At 42.3% G+C, this 18,467-nt stretch carries 13 protein-coding genes and 2 pseudogenes; 2 read left to right on the top strand and 13 right to left on the bottom strand.

Annotated features, from left to right (window positions below):
* Positions 1–106: 106 nt before the first annotated feature.
* From NSU18_RS22815 to NSU18_RS22770, 11 genes and pseudogenes are all read right to left on the bottom strand, one after another.
* Positions 107–345: pseudogene (locus NSU18_RS22815) on the bottom strand (transposase); the annotation flags it as partial.
* A 123-nt stretch (positions 346–468) separates the two neighbouring features.
* A complete protein-coding gene (rfbD, locus tag NSU18_RS22810) occupies positions 469–1,332 on the bottom strand; it encodes a dTDP-4-dehydrorhamnose reductase (RefSeq protein ID WP_341151086.1) in 864 nt (287 codons plus the stop codon).
* An 8-nt stretch (positions 1,333–1,340) separates the two neighbouring features.
* Positions 1,341–2,363 (bottom strand): dTDP-glucose 4,6-dehydratase, encoded by a 1,023-nt coding sequence (rfbB, locus tag NSU18_RS22805; protein ID WP_341150136.1) that lies wholly within the window; start codon positions 2,361–2,363, stop codon positions 1,341–1,343.
* 182 nt (positions 2,364–2,545) lie between these two features.
* Complete coding sequence (locus NSU18_RS22800) at positions 2,546–3,667, bottom strand: DegT/DnrJ/EryC1/StrS family aminotransferase (RefSeq protein WP_341150135.1); 1,122 nt, start codon at positions 3,665–3,667, stop codon at positions 2,546–2,548.
* A 20-nt stretch (positions 3,668–3,687) separates the two neighbouring features.
* Positions 3,688–4,809, bottom strand: coding sequence for a glycosyltransferase (locus NSU18_RS22795; protein WP_341150134.1), 1,122 nt, complete (start codon positions 4,807–4,809; stop codon positions 3,688–3,690).
* A gap of 9 nt (positions 4,810–4,818) precedes the next feature.
* The gene (locus NSU18_RS22790) at positions 4,819–5,733 is read right to left on the bottom strand and encodes a glycosyltransferase family 2 protein (RefSeq protein WP_341150133.1); all 915 of its coding nucleotides are present in this window, start codon (positions 5,731–5,733) and stop codon (positions 4,819–4,821) included.
* A 14-nt stretch (positions 5,734–5,747) separates the two neighbouring features.
* On the bottom strand, positions 5,748–7,319 hold the full coding sequence (locus NSU18_RS22785; protein WP_341150132.1) for a class I SAM-dependent methyltransferase: 1,572 nt from the start codon (positions 7,317–7,319) through the stop codon (positions 5,748–5,750).
* Positions 7,316–7,768: a Wzt carbohydrate-binding domain-containing protein gene (locus NSU18_RS32435; RefSeq protein ID WP_445321870.1), complete on the bottom strand. Its 453-nt coding sequence runs from the start codon at positions 7,766–7,768 to the stop codon at positions 7,316–7,318. Before NSU18_RS32435 ends, NSU18_RS22785 begins: the two co-directional genes overlap by 4 nt.
* A 360-nt stretch (positions 7,769–8,128) precedes the next feature.
* Positions 8,129–8,506: pseudogene (locus NSU18_RS32430) on the bottom strand (ABC transporter ATP-binding protein); the annotation flags it as partial.
* A 149-nt stretch (positions 8,507–8,655) separates the two neighbouring features.
* On the bottom strand, positions 8,656–9,459 hold the full coding sequence (locus NSU18_RS22775) for an ABC transporter permease (RefSeq protein ID WP_341150130.1): 804 nt from the start codon (positions 9,457–9,459) through the stop codon (positions 8,656–8,658).
* A gap of 48 nt (positions 9,460–9,507) precedes the next feature.
* A complete protein-coding gene (locus NSU18_RS22770; RefSeq protein ID WP_341150129.1) occupies positions 9,508–10,794 on the bottom strand; it encodes an ATP-grasp domain-containing protein in 1,287 nt (428 codons plus the stop codon).
* Positions 10,795–11,170: 376 nt separating this feature from the next.
* On the opposite strand from NSU18_RS22770, the gene NSU18_RS22765 reads away from it, so the two are divergent.
* Positions 11,171–13,678, top strand: coding sequence for an O-antigen ligase family protein (locus tag NSU18_RS22765; protein WP_341150128.1), 2,508 nt, complete (start codon positions 11,171–11,173; stop codon positions 13,676–13,678).
* 49 nt (positions 13,679–13,727) lie between these two features.
* Here the strand turns inward: NSU18_RS22765 and galU are convergent, their stop codons facing one another.
* Positions 13,728–14,615 carry a UTP--glucose-1-phosphate uridylyltransferase GalU gene (gene galU / locus NSU18_RS22760; protein WP_341016317.1) on the bottom strand — a complete coding sequence of 296 codons (888 nt, stop codon included), beginning with the start codon at positions 14,613–14,615 and terminating at the stop codon, positions 13,728–13,730.
* A gap of 183 nt (positions 14,616–14,798) precedes the next feature.
* Here galU and NSU18_RS22755 point away from each other — a divergent pair, with 183 nt between their 5' ends.
* Positions 14,799–15,632, top strand: a complete 834-nt coding sequence (locus NSU18_RS22755; RefSeq protein ID WP_341016316.1) for a hypothetical protein — start codon at positions 14,799–14,801, stop codon at positions 15,630–15,632.
* A 182-nt stretch (positions 15,633–15,814) separates the two neighbouring features.
* Here the strand turns inward: NSU18_RS22755 and NSU18_RS22750 are convergent, their stop codons facing one another.
* Entirely contained in the window at positions 15,815–18,340 is a 2,526-nt protein-coding gene (locus NSU18_RS22750) for a DUF3656 domain-containing U32 family peptidase (RefSeq protein ID WP_341150127.1), read from the bottom strand.
* Positions 18,341–18,467: the final 127 nt, after the last annotated feature.

Raw genomic sequence — 18,467 nt, 5'->3', positions numbered from 1 at the left:
GGAGAGCAGTGAATTATTATATAATTAACCCTATTTTTTACACAGTTTGATTCTATAATGAAACTCCCCGCAGCAAGCTGCGGGGTATCTTAGCTGGAGAATTCGCTTCACTTCCAAATTTACTTACCGTGTTTATAAAATATCCGTTTGACCAAAATCCCCAACCCCATAGCTTCTTCTTCACGTCAGGCTATCTTGCAAAAATCCCTTTCGTTGTTATACTTTTGATCGTTATATGAATTTCCTCAGACTATACTTCGACACCGATTTTCTATACTTTGCTGGACATACAAAATGATATATGAGCACCGATACGTTATGTGATTTATGGATATACTCACTCAAATCACAGCGTTGCCCTCTACGTTTCCATTTGTTACTCTTTTCAGCTCAAACGTTTAGTTACTAAGCAGCAAGCTGCGAGGAATTAACATTCATTCTAAATAAAACATCATAAAAAGAATGAAATCAATGTTGAATGCTAATTAAGAAATCCTTCAGTCCCTCACGCCATGGACGTATATCAGTAAACCCGTTTGTGCGAATGGACAAATGCTCCATCACCGAGTTGCGCGGGCGCGGTGCCGGACGAGGATATTGCTCGGTAGTACAAGGTTCAAGCTTCGCTGTGAACTTCAGCCCCAGAAGTTCCTCTGCCTCCGCAAAAATGGCCTGGGTGAATTCAAACCACGTGCAAGACTCACTGTTCGAGGCATGGTATACTCCATACTTTTCCGTCTGGATCAGCTCCAGCAAGAATCTGGCCAAGTCTACAGTGTAGGTAGGCGAACCTTTTTGGTCGTCGACAACCTGTAACAGCGGCTTTTCCTGCCCTAGCTTCAGCATGGTTTTGACAAAATTATTGCCGTATTTGCCGTAGACCCATGAGGTGCGTACGATGAAATACTTGGAGGATAACGACTGGACCAATACCTCTCCAGCACGCTTGGACTTCCCGTAGATACTCTTAGGATCGGTATTATCATATTCATGGTAAGGCTGTTCTCCCATGCCATCGAACACATAATCTGTGCTGATATAGACCAGTTTAGCCCCGGCCTTCTCAGCAGCGAGCGCCACGTTCCGGCTTCCTGTAGCATTAATGAGGTACGCTGCATCCACATCAGTCTCGGCTGCATCCACTGCCGTATGAGCCGCACAATGAATGACCGCATCGGGAGCGAATGCACCAATCGTCTGCTCACACTGGTTCAGATCGGTAATATCCATCTCCTGACGGTCACAGCCCAGCACCTCATACCCCTTCCCTTGAAGCAAAAGCATAAGATCCTGCCCCAGTTGCCCTCCAGAGCCTGTGACAAACACCTTCATCTTCGCCATTACAGAGAATCCCCCAGAAGGGTACCGTACTGGAGAGCAGCATATTGCTGGTATTCGCCAGACTGAATGCGGGTCCACCATTCCTTATTATTCAGATACCACTGAATCGTTTCCTTAATTCCGGTTTCGAACGTGTGCTTAGGCTTCCAGCCTAGCTCATTCGTAATTTTCGTTGGATCAATGCCATAACGGCGGTCATGACCGGGACGATCCTGAACATATGAGATCAGCGAATCCGGCTTACCGAGCTCTTGAAGCACAGTATTCACGATATGCACATTCGTCCGCTCATTGTTGCCGCCGATGTTGTACACTTCACCATTCACGCCTTCATGAATAACCAGATCAATCGCGCTGCAGTGATCTTCAACATACAGCCAGTCACGGATATTCATTCCATCTCCATACACAGGCAAAGCCTGACCTGCCAGCGCACGCGAGATCATCAGCGGAATCAGCTTCTCCGGGAACTGGTAAGGACCGTAGTTATTCGAGCAACGGGTAATGTTCACCGGCAACCCAAAGGTTTCATGATAAGCACGCACCAGTAAATCTCCGCCTGCTTTACTTGCAGAATATGGGCTGTTCGGGGTCAGCGGAGTCTCTTCCGTGAACAGACCTGTAGCACCAAGCGATCCATAGACCTCATCCGTGGACACTTGAACGAACTTAGTCACACTATATTTCTTAGCCGCAGCCAGCAGCACCTGAGTACCGAGCACATTTGTCTTCACAAACACTTCCGGCTCCAAAATACTCCGGTCCACATGCGACTCCGCCGCAAAGTTAACCACCACGTCTACACCATCACCGATCAGCTTATCCATCGCCGCTACATCGGTAATATCCGCCTTCACAAACGTATAATTCGGATGATTCTCAACAGATTTCAAGTTCTCCAGATTCCCCGCATACGTCAACGCATCCACATTGACGATCTGGTAATCCGGGTGTTGCTGCAGCATGTAGATTACGAAGTTGCTGCCGATGAAGCCGGCTCCGCCGGTTATTAGGAGTTTCATTTGTTGACCACCTTTTATACGAGAGATGATTATTGCTTCAGTATTGTAATTGATGCCGTCTATTCATACTTAACGGTCATATAGTATGCCAAAATCGTTTTAATGGGAACAAGATTAGTCTACCTAAAAATTAGGTGTTTAGGATAAGTTGAGAAAACGAATATTCGTATAGAATCTTTATTTTACTTTTTATTGACTATTTCTCTAACCGCATCACATATATAATCTACTAAATCTATACTTAATTCCGAATAAATAGGTACCGTCATTACTTGTTCCGCAATGATTTTCGCATTTTCTAAATGTTCATCATTTTCGCTTTTATAGCAATCAAAATCACTACACAAAGGATAAAAATACTTTCTCGTCATAATATTGTATTCTTTTAATCTCTCATGCATTTCATCCCTAGTAACGCCAGCTTCAGCAGAATTAATTAAAATGGGAAAATAGGCGTAATTATGCTCAACGCCCTCAAAATCAGGAAGGAATCGAACACCATCAATTTCATCGAATCTCTTTTTATAATGTATAGAGATCGACTTCCTTTTATTTATCTCTGAAGCAATATATCTCAAGTTCACAAGTCCCATTGCTGCTTGGAATTCATTCATTTTAGCATTAATTCCGAGTCCCTCGACTGTTTCAGGGCCACTTATCCCGAAATTTTTAAACAATTCAATTGAGTTTCTCGCATCATCCTCTTTGTATGTCAGGATTCCACCTTCAATTGCATGGAATACTTTGGTGGCATGCAAACTGAACATTGAGACATCTCCAAAGTTACCAATACCAACACCGTTAACTTTCACACCAAAAGCATGGGCTGCATCATACAATACAGTGAGATTATATTTTTTTGCAATACGATCAATTTCATCAATGTCACAAGGATTTCCAAAAACATGTACAGGCAAAATGGCAGAAGTTTTTTCAGTAATAAGCGATTCAATTTTTTTTACATCTATATTTAAATTATAAGGATCAATATCACAAAAGACAGGAATCAATCCTGAATTAGCTATGGCATGGGCTGTAGATGCAAATGTAAATGGAGTGGTAATAACTTCACCTTGCAGGCCAAGCGTTTTCAAGGCAACTTCGAGTGCAAGGTGTCCATTGACTAAAAGAGAACAATTATTCACTCCAAGATATTCACGAACCCTCACTTCGAATTCTTGGTGAATTTGCCCATTATTCGTCAACCAATGAGAACTCCAAATTCGCTCAATCTCCTGGGTATACTCTGCAAAAGGGGGTAAAAAAGATTTAGTTACATGTATTGGCATATCTAACTTTTTCATTGGAGGTCCTCTCTAACATTTTATTTTCTCGGAAATAACTTGACATACAAATTTTTCGCTCGATTATACACACCCGGCTTATTCTCCAAATGTTTCCTGGCATTATCAATCACCATGTTTGTTATTGTCCTTTGACTGGAATCCAACAGTTCATACTGCCCAGTCATTTTAAAATAATCCCTATATGTATAGGAATAGTCATGTTCTAAAACCGCTCTTGTTTTCTCGTTTTCTAATAAATGATGAAGTTTTTCTAGTGCAATTAATTGGTATATGTAGGCAACTTCTGTTTCAAAGTTCAAATACATAAACGCCTGTTCACATAGAAATTGTTCGTTAGTATTGAAATCTTTTTTGCGTAAGAGATCGCTAAAGCCTTCTTTAAAAGATTCTATAGTTACATCCTCAAAAAAGTCTTTCATAATCAAATAAATTTCATTACGTGTACGAATTCTATTAGATGTAGTATCTGCACTTGCATTTTCGCCATTTGCTAAGACACGGAATATTACTAATTTCTCAGGCATAATATAAATATTAATAAATTTCAGAAGGTAAACCCACATTTTAAAATCGGGCAGTTGTCTAAGAGAAGGATCATACAATGTGGTCCGCTCATAAATCTCCCGTTTAATTAAAATACTAGGATGACATAAACAGTTTGAATAAAAGAAAAAGTATCGTAGCCATTCTGCACTACTTCTATTTTCTTTATCAAAAACATCAGCCCAAAAATAATCTATTTTGTTCAATTCTTTCTTTTCTTCATTAATAAACATTGCATTTGAAAAAACCGCATCTATCCTGGAGTTTCCTTTCAAAAATGACACTTGTTTTTGAAGTTTATCTAGGTCCCATATATCGTCGGAATTAAGTAACGCTATATATTCGCCTTTAGCAAGTTGGATCGCACGGTTAGTAGTATAAACAGCACCTTCATTTTTTTCATTAACAAATAATTTTATACGATCATCTTTAAAATTTCTGATTACGTTCACAGAATCATCTGGTGAACAATCATCAACTATAATCAGCTCGAAATCAGTAAACGTTTGATTAATAACACTCTCAATAGCTTCCGAAATAAACTTAGCATGATTATATGATGGAATAATAACACTGACAATTGGGGTGTTTTCCATAATTTCTCCTTAACTATTTCTAAAGTAATCTAACATTTTAGGTGGAACAATATATTTAATAATGCTTAATAAAAATGGAGGCGTAAAGTTCTTTATATTTCGCTTAAGTCTTTGCTTATTACTGATAGGTGCGTTGCTTATCACCAAACGATTTAACAACCTAATCCGATGTTGTTGAAACTCACTATCGTATAAAAAATCGAAGTATTTATTATATTCATCAATACTTTGTACCATATCATTAATCTTTTCTGATTCAGACTTTTGAGTCCAAGTACCGTTGGGATGTAGCCTATACACCGACATTACTTCAGGTATATAACCAATCAGTCCGAATTGTGCATTCACCATATTAAACATCCAATCATATACCTTAATATCATATAATGAACTGCTAATTTTCTTAATGTTATCGTTTCTATAAACACATGTCGAAAAATTACCAATCATATTGTCTTGAATGAGATCCGATATAGTTATTAGTTGAAATTTCTCATGTATTGGCCAGGGCTGTACATTATATTTTTTTGTATTAGTCTCCGAAACAATAAATCGATTAAACGCAAGTGAGCATCCTCTGTTATCATCCAAAAAATTAATCATTTTAGCTATTTTATGAGGTGACGTCCAGTAGTCATCTCCCTCTAACACAGCGATGTACTCCCCCCTACAAGCTTCAAATGCTCGCTTATAGTTTTGTGTAATACCATGATTTTTTATATTCGGAAGAAACACAAAACCCTCATGGTGAGTTGCGTAATCTTTAATGATAGCGAATGTTTCATCTGTGGAACTATCGTCTGCTATAACAATTTCATAAGAGTAATCATGTTGTTGCATTATTATGCTGTCCAGCGCCTCTTTAATGTAAGTCTCATGGTTATACGTGACAACTAGAATGCTTACCTTAATAGGATAATTCATTTAACTTGTGCTCCTTATCGTTTCCGTTTTAATAGAAGATGGATCTTTCTTAATGGAACTGTTATTCTCCATGAAAGTGAATTTTTATACTGCCCCACCTCATATTCCAATAATTTCAACTCTCTATCTTTATATTCCAACATCAGATTTCTTTCAATTATTTCTTCATTTTTCTCATTAATTGAAATTTCCAGAAGGGAATTTTGCTTTAAGGTGGCTTCTAACAGATCAACTATTTTATCTATCTTTTTATTTTGTTGCTCAAATAGATTTTCTTGCTCATGAGAGTTCACCTTGAATTGAGACATAAGATAATCAGTTTTATTCTCCACAATGGCAAAGGTGTTATTGATTTTTTCAGTTAAATTATATATTAACCCAATCCCCAATTGATGGTACTCTAGTGTTACAATTAATTTATCAGCCCCATTAAAGTCCCCCTTGAGTAACATCTGAGGATCATCATTTTCAAAAACGTATACGTCATGTGTTTGAAACGTAGCATTAGATTGGATGACTTCAATACTCTCTTTTGATCCATTGGCATATATGGATATAATCGAGTGAATTTGAATAGTTTTTTTTTGTGTTGTAGGGTCGATTCTTATTCTTTGTATTCCCTTGAATTCACCTATATCAAAAATGAACTGCGCTTCATTTCCCTGTTGCTGGTTCTCATATATATATAAAGATTGACTCTTTTCTTCGGAAAACCCCTCACCTGTATCAATAAATAGTTGAATTTTATCCAAAGGTTCTTTCTTAGAATTATTAATAATGTCACATAACTTGTAAAAACTATTTTCTAGGTCTAAGAATTCTGCCCATAAATCATCAGTTATCCTTAATTCAACATCTTTTTTATACACATATTCAATAGGATTACGAGATTTTGGAATAATAATAAAAGTTCGGATTCCATCTTCTGTAAAATCATTCGGGAATAAGTCCTCGTTGTAGTAAGAATTAATTTTCTCCCAATATACAGTGGCTTGTGGACTTAATCCAGTTAAGAATTCCATTCTCATTAATTTTTCCCAGATAAGTGAATTCCCATGTGAAATCGTTATTGGTTCTGCTTGCGCAAAGCCTCTTATTATTTCTAAATTTTCTTCTAAAATAGGCAACCCATTCTCAGCATGCTCATTTTGCCATAATATCTCGCTTCCATAAATAGCTCTATAAAAAGATGCAATTCGTTCCTCTGATTTGACATTCTTGTTAGTTAGAAATGGTGCAGACAAAATTACGCCGTACTTACTTACTCTGTATAATTCACTTAGAAATTCTTTTCTTTTATTAGGTGGGATATGTTCTAGAACATCCAATGCCAAAACAATATCAAATGAACTGTCAGCAAACTTCATATCAGTCGCATCACCTTGGATAAATTGTGGATCTGAAAGCATTTCTTCTGATAAAATTATATCCAAATACAAAATTTCATCATTCGGAAAAAACACCTTTAAGTTTTTATGTTCATTAGCACCTACTTCCAATATATTCAGCTTCTTATTATCAATTTTAAAAGAATTAATCAGAGGTTCAGCTAATTTATATCTTTGATATTGATGGAAGGGTATCATGACAAGGTTTCCTCCCAACTGCGAGCCAGCCTTACTCCATTTTTAATATAGACCTTATTCCAAACCCTAGAATCCTTATTCTCGGAGACATTAAAAATGATTGCATTTTCAGTATAATCAACAAATAGCGCGGCCCTATTATGGATCGTTGGAGTTGAGATTACAGTTGAAATATTATAAATCCCTTCTGTTAATGGTACTTTTGTCTCAAACTCAACTATCATTTTGTCTCCTGGATTTCCTTTTATTTCACCCAGCCCTTCAAACAAGGTACTAGTTCCAAGTATTTCAATATTTTTATTGTCCCTTATATGATAGCCCACTACAACACTACACTCTTTATTGAATTTTACATACATTCTAATAATAATATCTTCATTGAAGGCAGCACTTTCTAAATATTCCCCATCCATGTTTAAAAGTTCAATTTCAGTAAGTTCAGCATCCATTGTTCCTTGCCTAAAGTAGGCAACTCTCTCTTTGAAACTTTCACTTTCTATAAAAGGCCTTGTTGTAGTATCCAAATTTTCAAAATCATTTATGGTACTAATGGGTGCATCTCCAGATTCTTTCGAATTAGCAATCATTTCTTCCCTAACAGACTTTGAATATAAGTCCACTACTTCTTCTGAAGGTCCGTAACAAACAAAGTTCCCCTTATTTAAATACAAAGTTCTATTACATAAAGATTTTATTGAGTCAGTATCATGTGTAACAAAGATAACAGTTACTCCTTTTTTAAACATATCTCTTAAGCGTGTCATACACTTTGCTTGGAAGTACATATCACCGACGCTCAATGTTTCGTCTATAATTAGTATTTCCGGTTCTACATTAATTGCTACTGCGAATGCTAATCTTGCAAACATCCCGCTACTATATGTTTTTACTGGTTGTTTTATAAATTCACCAATATCTGCAAAATCAATAATAGACTGAACCTTTTGCTCCATCTCTTCCCTAGTAAAACCCATAACCATTCCATTAAAGTATATGTTCTCTATACCTGTGTATTCAGGATTAAAACCCGCACCTAACTCAAGCAATGCAGAAACCTTTCCATTTACAGTAACACTGCCGCTTGTTGGACTTAGAACCCCTGTAATGATTTTCAACAAAGTTGATTTTCCAGACCCATTTTTCCCTATAATCCCAACAATTTCACCTTTATTTATTTCGAACGATATGTCATTTAATGCGTAATGATCATAATGGTAGGCTTTCTTCAAAGGATTCAATGATTCTTTTAATCTATCAATCGGCTTAGAATACATTTTATAAATTTTACTTAAATTAGTGACTTTAATTATACTTTCACTCATGATAAATTACTCCTTTACAGCACATCTGAAAAATGAGGTTTTAGCTTTTTGAAAATAGATGCGCCGATTATAAATACAATTAAGGTAACCACCCAAAAAAACAGCGTCTGATTATACCTATGGAAGAACCACACGTGATTAATAAACGTATCTCTATAGCCTTCAATAATATAATATAGAGGATTAAGTTTAAACCAATATGCTACATTTGGAGGCAACATGGTAGCTGGCCACGCTATTGGCGTTAACCACATTCCAAATTGCAGAAATATCCCTACTATTTGTCCAGCATCCTTGAAAAAGGGAATGATGGCCGAAGTAATCCATGATAATCCAGTCAATAGGACAAACATGCAAAAGAGATAATATAGGAATTGAAAATAGTAGACATTAGGTTTAAAACCATAAAAATATAGAATTAAAATGAAGAGAAAAACAAAAAATAAATGAATAAATATTGAGGAAATTATTTTCACAATTGGCAGTACACTCACACGAAATACTACTTTTTTCACCAAGTAACTATATTCAAACATACTATTGGTAGCACTACTCCAAGCTTCTGAAAAAAAGAGCCACGGTGTTATACCAGCAATAAACCAAATAATAAATGGAACACCTTCAAGAGGTGAAGTTGCTCTGAGCCCTTGTGAGAAAACAAACCAATACACCGCTACTGTAATAATAGGATTTAACAATGCCCAAACTAACCCAAAATAAGATCCAACATACTTTGAAGAAAAATCTTTTCGCGCTAATGAGAAAATCAAACCTCTCATTTTCATAGTATCGATTATAAATCTAAAAAAACTTTTCATAAGTATCCACCTTGAATTTAAAATTATATTTATATTGTTATTTTCTTTTTATCGTCTTAGGTTTATTAAAGATTCAATCGAATCCAGATCAAAAGTAGCAATTCCTAGTTGACTAGCAATATCATTACGTTCTGCAAAAGAATCGTCGATTAAAATGGAATTTACCGGATCAATGAAAGCCGATTTCAATGTTTTATCAGTAATATGAATTACCTCATCAAAAAGATTGTGCAACCTATATTTCTTCAATGAAGTATTAATATCATCTTTATGTCTTGTAATCAAAATTAACCTCTTACCTTCATTAAGACATTGATAAACAAATGACATTAAAATAATATTCACTTTTCCATCACAGATCAATGTATCATCAAAATCTATGTACACATTTTTGTAAGAGAGATTCGATGAAAATGAACTAACTAAAGCCCTATCCATTTCTAAAGAATATTGATTCATATTAATTTCGACTTCATACCCCAAAAGATCATAAATACTTAGTAACGGTAAGTTCACACCTAAATTCCTAAAAAAACCCATTGTCCCCGCAACACGAGGGGCTATCTCTAATAGAGATAGTTCATTGTTAATATTCAATTTCAGTTGAAAAAACCAAACGCCTTTAAATACCATTGAGCTATTTATGATACTAGCTATCCTCTTAAATTTCTCATCTTCCTTTATTTGCACGGTATTTACACTTATCCCATTGGATACTCTTGTTCTCTCTCTAACCCCCACAAACTTCAGTTCACCATGTCTATCAGTAAAACAATCTATTGTAAACTCTTTACCAGGTAAATATTCAAGAATAAGAAGTGAAGAATCTTTTTTCAGATAAAACTCTAGTTCATCCATATTATGAACTAGATACGTTCCCTTTGAACCTTGGCCTACATCTGGCTTAAGAAACACAGGAAATTCTGACACGTCCTCTTTGGAAAAGTAAACCTTCGGAGTCAAAATTTCACCTTTCATAAACTCGTAAGTTTTTCCTTTTGACCTTGAGATATCACAAGTTTCATAATCCGATCCCACTACAGTACAATTAATTAAATGACGGTTCTCGCTCAAAAACAACACTACACTATCGTGTGCTGGAAAGATAAAATCAATTTTATACTTAGTAATAATTAGGTTGATTTGCTCTATAAAATCCGGGTGTTCGACTTGGGGAATATTATCAATGTAATTTTCAAACACATATTTCCCATGATTAGAATCTACACTAGAACCCCCATATAGCTTAAGCATTTTGTTAAACCCTAAAGCACGATGAATTTCCAGCCCTATTTCTGATCCGCATGGAAAAACAAGAATATTTTTTTTATCCATATTATCACTACCTTATATTTATTATAGATACGCTTTACAATCGTCAGCCTTTGTACAAAGTTCCCGCTTTTATGCTAAAATATCCTCGTACCTACAGATAAAGGAGATTAAAAACGTGTCGAAACCAGTATACGGTAAAAATGCGGTTCAGTCGAGAAATGTTGAAAAGATATCCAGTTACATATGGGCGTTAGCGATAGGGTTCATTGTTTTTTTGGTCTGGGCTCCGTTTCAAGTGGGATTATTTAATGGGCAGCAGATTGACTTCGAAAAGCCGATCTATCTGTCTTCGCTGCTCAGTAGCCTATTGCTGCTGGTGTGGGTAGGCTTGTACTTCACGAAGTACAAGCTGGAGGGACAGCGTGATCTGCTGGCTATGGCCTCGCTGCTGCTACCTGCTACTTATGCGTTGTCGCTTATTGGCGCTGCTTCGCATTATATGGCGATGAACCTGCTGTTTGTTCAGAGCATGTATGTCGCAATATTCATTATAGCGTTATATTTGCTCCAGCAAAAGCAACTAAATGTTGTCATTCAAAATGCCATTCTGGCGATTGCTTATTTCATCGTCGGTTTCGGTCTGCTGAACTGGCTTGGCAGCTGGAAATTCGCCGGTGGGTTGGTGGGCTGGTTCTCCAACACGGTGGGTAATGGTAAATACTTGGATGCAGTCATGACGGATTCTAACGGGCTGCGTCTGACCTCCATTTTCCAATATGCCAATACTTATGCAGCCTTCCTCATGGCCTTCCTGTTCGTAGCGGTGTATGCTCTGGTCCGCTCCAAAAAGTGGTACGGTACGCTGACACACAGCTTCATGCTGGTACCGATTATTGTATCTCTGCTGCTGACCTTATCCCGTGGGGGACTTGTCATGCTGCCGGTAGTGTTCATCCTGCTCCTGCTGTTCTTGAAGCCTGCGCAGCAGATTCTCTGGATTATTCATCTTGCGCTATCTGGCCTGGCGGCTCTGCTGGTTACCAACCCGCTAACAACACTTGGCACAGAGTTAAATACGGCTTATACCTCATCAGCAGCACTTAAAGCCTGGGCCTATCTGATCGGAGCCTCGGCAGTGGTTGCTGCTCTGGGATGGTTGATTCAACGTTATGTTGCACCGTGGCTGCATGGGAAACTCGGCGGCTCGGAAACACGCAAATTCACAGGACTATGGATTCCACTCGGATCAATCGTGGCTGTAGCTGTTGTTGCTTTCCTGCTGATTGGGACAGGCTTGAAAAGTGTTTTACCGGATAATATCGAGACGCGGCTGGAGAACATCAACTTCAAGCAGCACAGTGTACTCGAACGCTTTACTTTCTATAAGGATGCCATGAAAGTAGTGAAGGATTATCCGATTCTCGGATCGGGTGGGGGCGGCTGGTCTGCTTTATATGAAGAATACCAGAACAATCCTTATGTGAGCCGTCAGGTCCATAACTTCTTCCTGCAGTATTTGATTGAAGTCGGCATTGTCGGGTTCATTGTGTTTATGGGCTTTATCGGATTTATTTTCTACAAATATATCCGTGCTTACCTGAAGCGTGACAAGGATGAGTTCAATAACGGCTTCTTCTTCTACATTATTGCGCTGTCTATCCTTGTACACAGTCTGCTGGACTTTAATATGAGTTACGCGTTCATGGGTATTCTAGTGTTCATCGGTCTGGCTGGTATGGGTGCTGTAATGGATAACAAACCGCTCCGTCAGAACTGGAATAAAGCCGGCATTCGGATGGGATACATGGCTGTTCTGACCATCGGCACAATATTCCTGCTGTTCCTGTCGAGCAGCTACATCGGGTCCAGCAATGCTGCACTCAAGGGCAAAAACTTAGTTTCTGTGAGTACTTCCTATGAGGAGATCAAAACTCCGTTGGTCAAAGCATTAGATGCCCGTCCATACCATCCGGAAGCAGCATTATACTTGTCCTCTCTTGACATGCAGGTATTCAAGCAAACTCAAGATGAGCAGTATCTGGCTGAAGTATCCACTGTGTTGACGCGTGCTTTGAAAGATGAGCCTTACAATAAAAATCTATTGAATCAACTGGCCAGCTATTACGATCTGAAGGGCCAACCTGACATGGCGTTAGCAGTATACAGCGACAATGCCTACAAATTCAACTGGGATATCACCTGGTATGAGTCATTAATTAACCGCGCTCAGACACTTGCTGCAGCAGCTACTGAGCAGAAGGATGAAGCCAAGAAACAAGAATACCTCACGACCGGCCTGGATGCGTATAAGCATGTTGTGGATGGCGTGGAGCATTTGAAAACCTTGCCGCCTGAGCAATTGCAGGGCCGTCCGTTCTCTGTTACACCTACGATGGCATTGAACGCTGGCAGACTTCAGTTACTTACAGGCAATAATGAAGCTGCAGCCGCTGCCTTGAAAATGGGCTTCAACGATCAGTACTCTGATGTCATTAATAGCGCAAGTCTCTGGGATACCAACTGGTATAGCTTGCTAATTACTCGCGCATATGACTTGGCTCAACAGGCGTATACTCAGAAGAATGATGCCGATAAGACACTGCATTTGGAGATCGGACAGATAGCCTACAGACAAATAAGCTCAGATCTGCAAGCGAAAAATATTCCACTTGCTATTACGCTCAATGCTGGAAAAATCCAAGTAATGTCTGCACAAGAGCAGGCTCCAGCACTACAGACGGCCATATCTACCCTAAAGTCTGGATTGGGTGAGGATTACAGTGATCCAAATAATCGTGAGATTGCACGTTGGTACCTAGCGGCACTTGCAAAATCAGGAAGCGACCAAGATCAGGTGGTCTACGGAAAACTGATTGCAGCTGATCCTGCAGAAGCTGATCGGATAAATGAGATTGTTAATACCAACTTTAAGGACCTTCAATAATTTAAAAAAGCGAACTACTGTCTGAGTACAGTGGTTCGCTTTTTATATATTATTTGGTATACAGCCGTTCTTCCTGCTCAATAACTTCCTTCAAATACTCCAACAGCCCTTCCTTAAGCTCTTCATGCTGAAGCGCATAATGAATGGTCGTTTGGATGAAACCCATCTTCTCGCCGACGTCATGCCGTCTGCCTTCAAAGTCATAAGCAATAATCCGCTCTACTTCGCTTAAACGGGAAATCGCATCTGTAAGCTGAATCTCGCCACCTACACCTACCTGCTGTTCGCCAAGCATATCAAAGATACGCGGAGTCAGGATATACCTTCCCAGGATTGCGAGGTTGGATGGAGCGTCCTCACGCTTTGGTTTTTCTACAAGCCGGTTGGCTCTGTAGACACGTTCTGCTATTTCAGAACTGTCCACTACCCCGTAGCGGGACACCTCTTCCCAAGGCACAGGCTGCACACCAACAATGGATGATCTGTATTGATCGTATACTTCGATCATCTGCTTCAGGCAAGGCTTGTTCGACTCCACGATGTCATCCCCCAGCAGGACGGCGAAGGGCTCGTTACCGATGAACTTCCGTGCACACCAGATAGCATGTCCGAGACCGCGCGGTTCTTTTTGACGAATGTAGTGGATGTCGGCCATCTCGGAGGATTTGCGCACCGATTCCAGCAGCTCCCACTTCTGCTTCTCTGCCAGATTGAATTCCAGTTCGAATGAATTATCGAAATGGTCTTCGATTGCACGCTTGCCTTTACCTGTCACAATAATAATATCTTCGATCCCGGAAGCTACCGCCTCCTCCACAATATATTGAATCGTTGGTTTGTCTACGATGGGCAGCATTTCCTTGGGCATCGCTTTGGTCGCAGGCAGGAAGCGGGTTCCTAAACCGGCAGCGGGAATAATCGCTTTACGGATCTTCATCTCATGGCTCCTTTAACAGATATACTCATAATCTCAATTATAACAGTTCCTGCTGATTTTGGGCAGTATACTAAGGCAGGGACAAATAGGGACGATCGTTCCGGGTGTACACCCGGCGTTGACGGTCTCATTGGATGTTGATATAACAGCACTATAACAAGTATTTTGTAGAGGAGGATAGCCATGTTAGAATTATCCAGTCCGGTGTGGCAACAGCTTCACGGTCCTTTTGGTTCGTCCGAAGCGGTCCCTGGCTTGCTGCAACAGTTGCAGGAGGACTACACCGCAGAGGTTAAAGATGAGCTCTACTGGGAGCATCTGTTCCATCAGGACTCGATTTACAGCATTACTTATGCTGCTTTGCCTTATTTGTCGCAGCTTGCCAGGGAGTCGGATGATCCCGAAGTTCGAATGGATATCTATGCGAGCTGCGGGATCTTCGTGGCAAATCAGTTGACAGTCCACAGCGGAAATCTTCCTGCTGAATTTGCACATCAGAACCCGCCGCTTGCTGAGGAGCTTGTTCAAGAGATTTATACGGCCTACCTAACTGCCGTTGAACAACTGGGCATGCTGTCAGAAGAGATCTTTCGCTATGCGGAGGGGGCTCAAAAGGATGATCAGGAGAAACGATACATCCTAGCCGCAGATGCTGCTTACCGGGGAGATCGGGCAGTAGCGGGTATATTGTTGATCTATTCGGAAGGCGATGAATACATGGTCGGATGCCCGAACTGTTATGAGGAAATGTATATTTGGCCAAATGAGAACAGCCCCGGTATGACCGCCTATTCAGACGATCCGGTGTTCAACGGCAAGGAGAATGGTCAAGCTATTACGCCTTCCGAGATTGGCAGTGTCCGGCCGGAAGACAGCCCGTTAGCACGCCTGTGGCAAGCAGCTTATACCATCAAGAACGGTCAACTGCTGGAGCAACTTCCCTATCTGTGCGGCCATGTAAACTGTCCAGCCTGCGGTGAAAAGCTGGATATCTGGCCGGAGCTGTTCCCGTTGTGAGAGATGTATTTGGGTATAAGCATTAGTGGAATGGGGCCAGGATGCAAAAAAAGGACCCGGAAGAATAGCGGAGCCATCTGGTTGGATGGCTCCGGCTTCTGCCGGGCCTTTTATTATGGCCTTAGCCGGTTATGTGCGTGAAACACACGAAATCAGCCCTCTTGGGGTTGGGCCTGATTTATTTACTTCGCATTCACCAACTGCCCACGGGTTACCCCGAGCTGGTTAGTAGCCTTCAGGCTTTTCCAAACCTGGGTACCGGAGATTTCGCCACGCAGTGCGCGGCTGTAGAGATTAATGACCTCTGCTACCTGCTCTGGAGTTTCCTCCAGGAACTCTACACGGAAAGAAGCTACGCCTAACTCACGGAAGTTATTGAGGTATTCAGCGCCCGACTGCTCTACCGCGTTATAGACAGTGTTGCGGCAGCCTTCGTCCACTCGGACGGGATGAGACATGCCGATCCGGTCCTGCAGCGAGGCCCGCTGCTCCTCACAAGGACGGCCGCAGTTGGTGTAATCCGTGCCTTCGCTCATGAAGGTACAGTAGACGCAGTGTTCTGTATGGAACATCGGCAGATGCTGGTGGATGACAACCTCCATACGGGAGGTGTCGCTGTGCCCGAGCAGATCCACCATCTGTTGAATGTTCAGGTCATACGATGGTGTCACCATGTCACAACCGGCGTCCAGGAACAGATCTACTGCCCGGTGATTGGCGATATTAAGTGAGAAATCGCCGATCAGCCGGGGATGCGCAGCCTCCGGGTGCTCCCTGCGGTGGCGCAGGTAATAATACAGCGCACCCGTGTTGCGGACCAGCACAGCATCCGGCTGCAGCCGCAGGATGTTGGCATGGTAGCCGTTCTCGTTCGGCATATGGATGCGCGGGGTGGCCAGCGCAATGCTGGCCCCAGCAGCCCGCACAGCGTCTACTGCCGCCGGGAACTGCTTGATGAACTCGAAATCGGCGTAGATATTCGTTACGCCGGCTTCGAGTGCAGCCTGCACCTGCGGCAGGCTGCGGCACAGCGCGGTGAGCTCCGCATCACCCCTGCCCACAACCGCTGCGGCGCCCCTGCGTGAGGCGCCGCCGTAGACCTCTACCTCCCGTTTCACATACACGGGAGGCTTAGGGCGCTCGCCTGCAAGCAGTTCCACCGCCTGGCGGCGGATGCTGTTCAGCTCGCGCATGGGTACGATCACGTCGCCTTGCAGATGCGACTCCAGCGCTTCAAGCTGGAACAGGGTCCCGCCCAGGCGGCCGAATTGTTCTTCCAGCAGCGCGGTATCCATCGGACGCTTCTGCGCTGTCTCCAGCGCGAGCTCCGAATCCACACGGACAGTGACGTTCTTCTGAACGTCTGTCCACCAGGTCGTCAGCTTCTCGCCAACGCAGCCCTGTACCCGCACATGAACCGGGAATACCCGGTACGGCTTCTCGGTCTCGTAGGACTGGCGCAGCGCCTTGTCGAGCGCCGGGTCGTTTGTCTTCCAGATGCGGTCCCCCACATGCAGACGGCGCAGATCGACGTCATTACGGCCAGGAACGATGTCAATAATCCAGCCTTCTCCGGCCTCACCCTCCAGCTTGACGCCCTTGCGCCGCAGATCATAGACTCGGCCGCCCTCTTCCTTCTTCGTCGGATCTCCGGCATCGAACACAATGCCGTCTCCGCGCTTAAGCGGAGCATGAATGCGGCAGACTACACCATCGCGCAGGATCTGTTCCACGGTGCCCAGGTACACCCCGCGGCTTTTCGGGAAGGTGCCATCGACTAACTTCTTATTATTAGTGCCTTCAAGGAAACCATTCGTGAACCCGCGTGAGAAGCTCTGTTGCAGCTCACGCATGTCTTCCTTCGAGGTCGGCGTCCAGTTACCTTCAAAATACTTATCAATCGCCTTACGATACTTACTGACCACATTAGCGACATATTCCGGGGTTTTGAGCCGGCCTTCGATCTTGAACGAGGTTACTCCGGCTTCAATCAGCTCCGGCATCAGGTCGATGGCGGCAAGATCCTTCGGCGACAGCAGGTAAGTCACATCGCCCATCGGCTTCACTTCACCGTCAATCATCAGATCATACGGCAGACGGCAGGCCTGGGCGCATTCCCCGCGGTTCGCGGAGCGTCCGCCCCACATCTCGGAGGTCAGACACTGGCCCGAATAAGACACGCAGAGCGCACCATGCACGAATACCTCCATCGGCAGGCGGGCTTGCTCGCCAATCGTGCGGATCTGCTTCAGATTATTTTCACGGCCAAGGACTACACGTTCCAGCCCCCATGGCTTCGTGAATTCCACCGCTTCCGGCGAGGTAATCGTCATCTGAGTAGAACCGTGAATCGGGAAGTCCGGCGAGATCTCGCGGATCATCTGCACCAGCCCCAGGTCCTGAACGATAACGGCATCCACACCCGCGTCCACGCAGGCATCAATCAGTCCCTTGGCATCCGGCAGCTCATTCTCGAACACCAGTATATTAAAGGTCAGGAACCCCTTCACTCCATAGCTGTGCAGAAACGCCATAATCTCCGGCAGCTCGTCCATCCGGAAGTTGTTCGCTCTGGCCCGTGCATTGAATTTCTCTACGCCAAAAAAGACAGCATCCGCCCCGTTCGCCACCGCTGCACGCATACAGTCCCAATCTCCCGCCGGAGCCAGCAGCTCTACGTCTTCTCTGCGTATTCCTTGCTCTTTCATTTATATCCTCCCAAACCGCCTGTTCGGCGGGTCATTTACAGCTTTTTAACTTATTAATTGTATCAAATATCACAGCTGTCTGCCAGTAAAATAGAAACACTTGGATTTTGCTTTCCCTAGGGATCTA

It is taken from the genome of Paenibacillus sp. FSL H8-0048 (genome assembly GCF_038002825.1).
Taxonomy (GTDB): domain Bacteria; phylum Bacillota; class Bacilli; order Paenibacillales; family Paenibacillaceae; genus Paenibacillus_AQ.
The sequence above is the reverse complement of the archived record's forward strand: the minus strand, read 5'-3'. Positions and strand labels throughout refer to the sequence as shown.

Bases quoted from the DNA above. Each gene is read 5' to 3' on its own strand.
- NSU18_RS22755 (WP_341016316.1), top strand. From the start codon at position 14,799: ATGTTAGAATTATCCAGTCCGGTGTGGCAACAGCTTCACGGTCCTTTT.
- rfbD (WP_341151086.1), bottom strand. From the start codon at position 1,332: ATGAAGGTGTTTGTCACAGGCTCTGGAGGGCAACTGGGGCAGGATCTT.
- NSU18_RS22790 (WP_341150133.1), bottom strand. From the start codon at position 5,733: ATGAATTATCCTATTAAGGTAAGCATTCTAGTTGTCACGTATAACCAT.
- NSU18_RS22750 (WP_341150127.1), bottom strand. From the start codon at position 18,340: ATGAAAGAGCAAGGAATACGCAGAGAAGACGTAGAGCTGCTGGCTCCG.
- NSU18_RS22785 (WP_341150132.1), bottom strand. From the start codon at position 7,319: ATGATACCCTTCCATCAATATCAAAGATATAAATTAGCTGAACCTCTG.
- rfbB (WP_341150136.1), bottom strand. From the start codon at position 2,363: ATGAAACTCCTAATAACCGGCGGAGCCGGCTTCATCGGCAGCAACTTC.
- NSU18_RS22775 (WP_341150130.1), bottom strand. From the start codon at position 9,459: ATGAAAAGTTTTTTTAGATTTATAATCGATACTATGAAAATGAGAGGT.
- NSU18_RS22765 (WP_341150128.1), top strand. From the start codon at position 11,171: ATGGCCTCGCTGCTGCTACCTGCTACTTATGCGTTGTCGCTTATTGGC.
- galU (WP_341016317.1), bottom strand. From the start codon at position 14,615: ATGAAGATCCGTAAAGCGATTATTCCCGCTGCCGGTTTAGGAACCCGC.
- NSU18_RS22770 (WP_341150129.1), bottom strand. From the start codon at position 10,794: ATGGATAAAAAAAATATTCTTGTTTTTCCATGCGGATCAGAAATAGGG.
- NSU18_RS22800 (WP_341150135.1), bottom strand. From the start codon at position 3,667: ATGAAAAAGTTAGATATGCCAATACATGTAACTAAATCTTTTTTACCC.
- NSU18_RS32435 (WP_445321870.1), bottom strand. From the start codon at position 7,768: ATGGATGCTGAACTTACTGAAATTGAACTTTTAAACATGGATGGGGAA.
- NSU18_RS22795 (WP_341150134.1), bottom strand. From the start codon at position 4,809: ATGGAAAACACCCCAATTGTCAGTGTTATTATTCCATCATATAATCAT.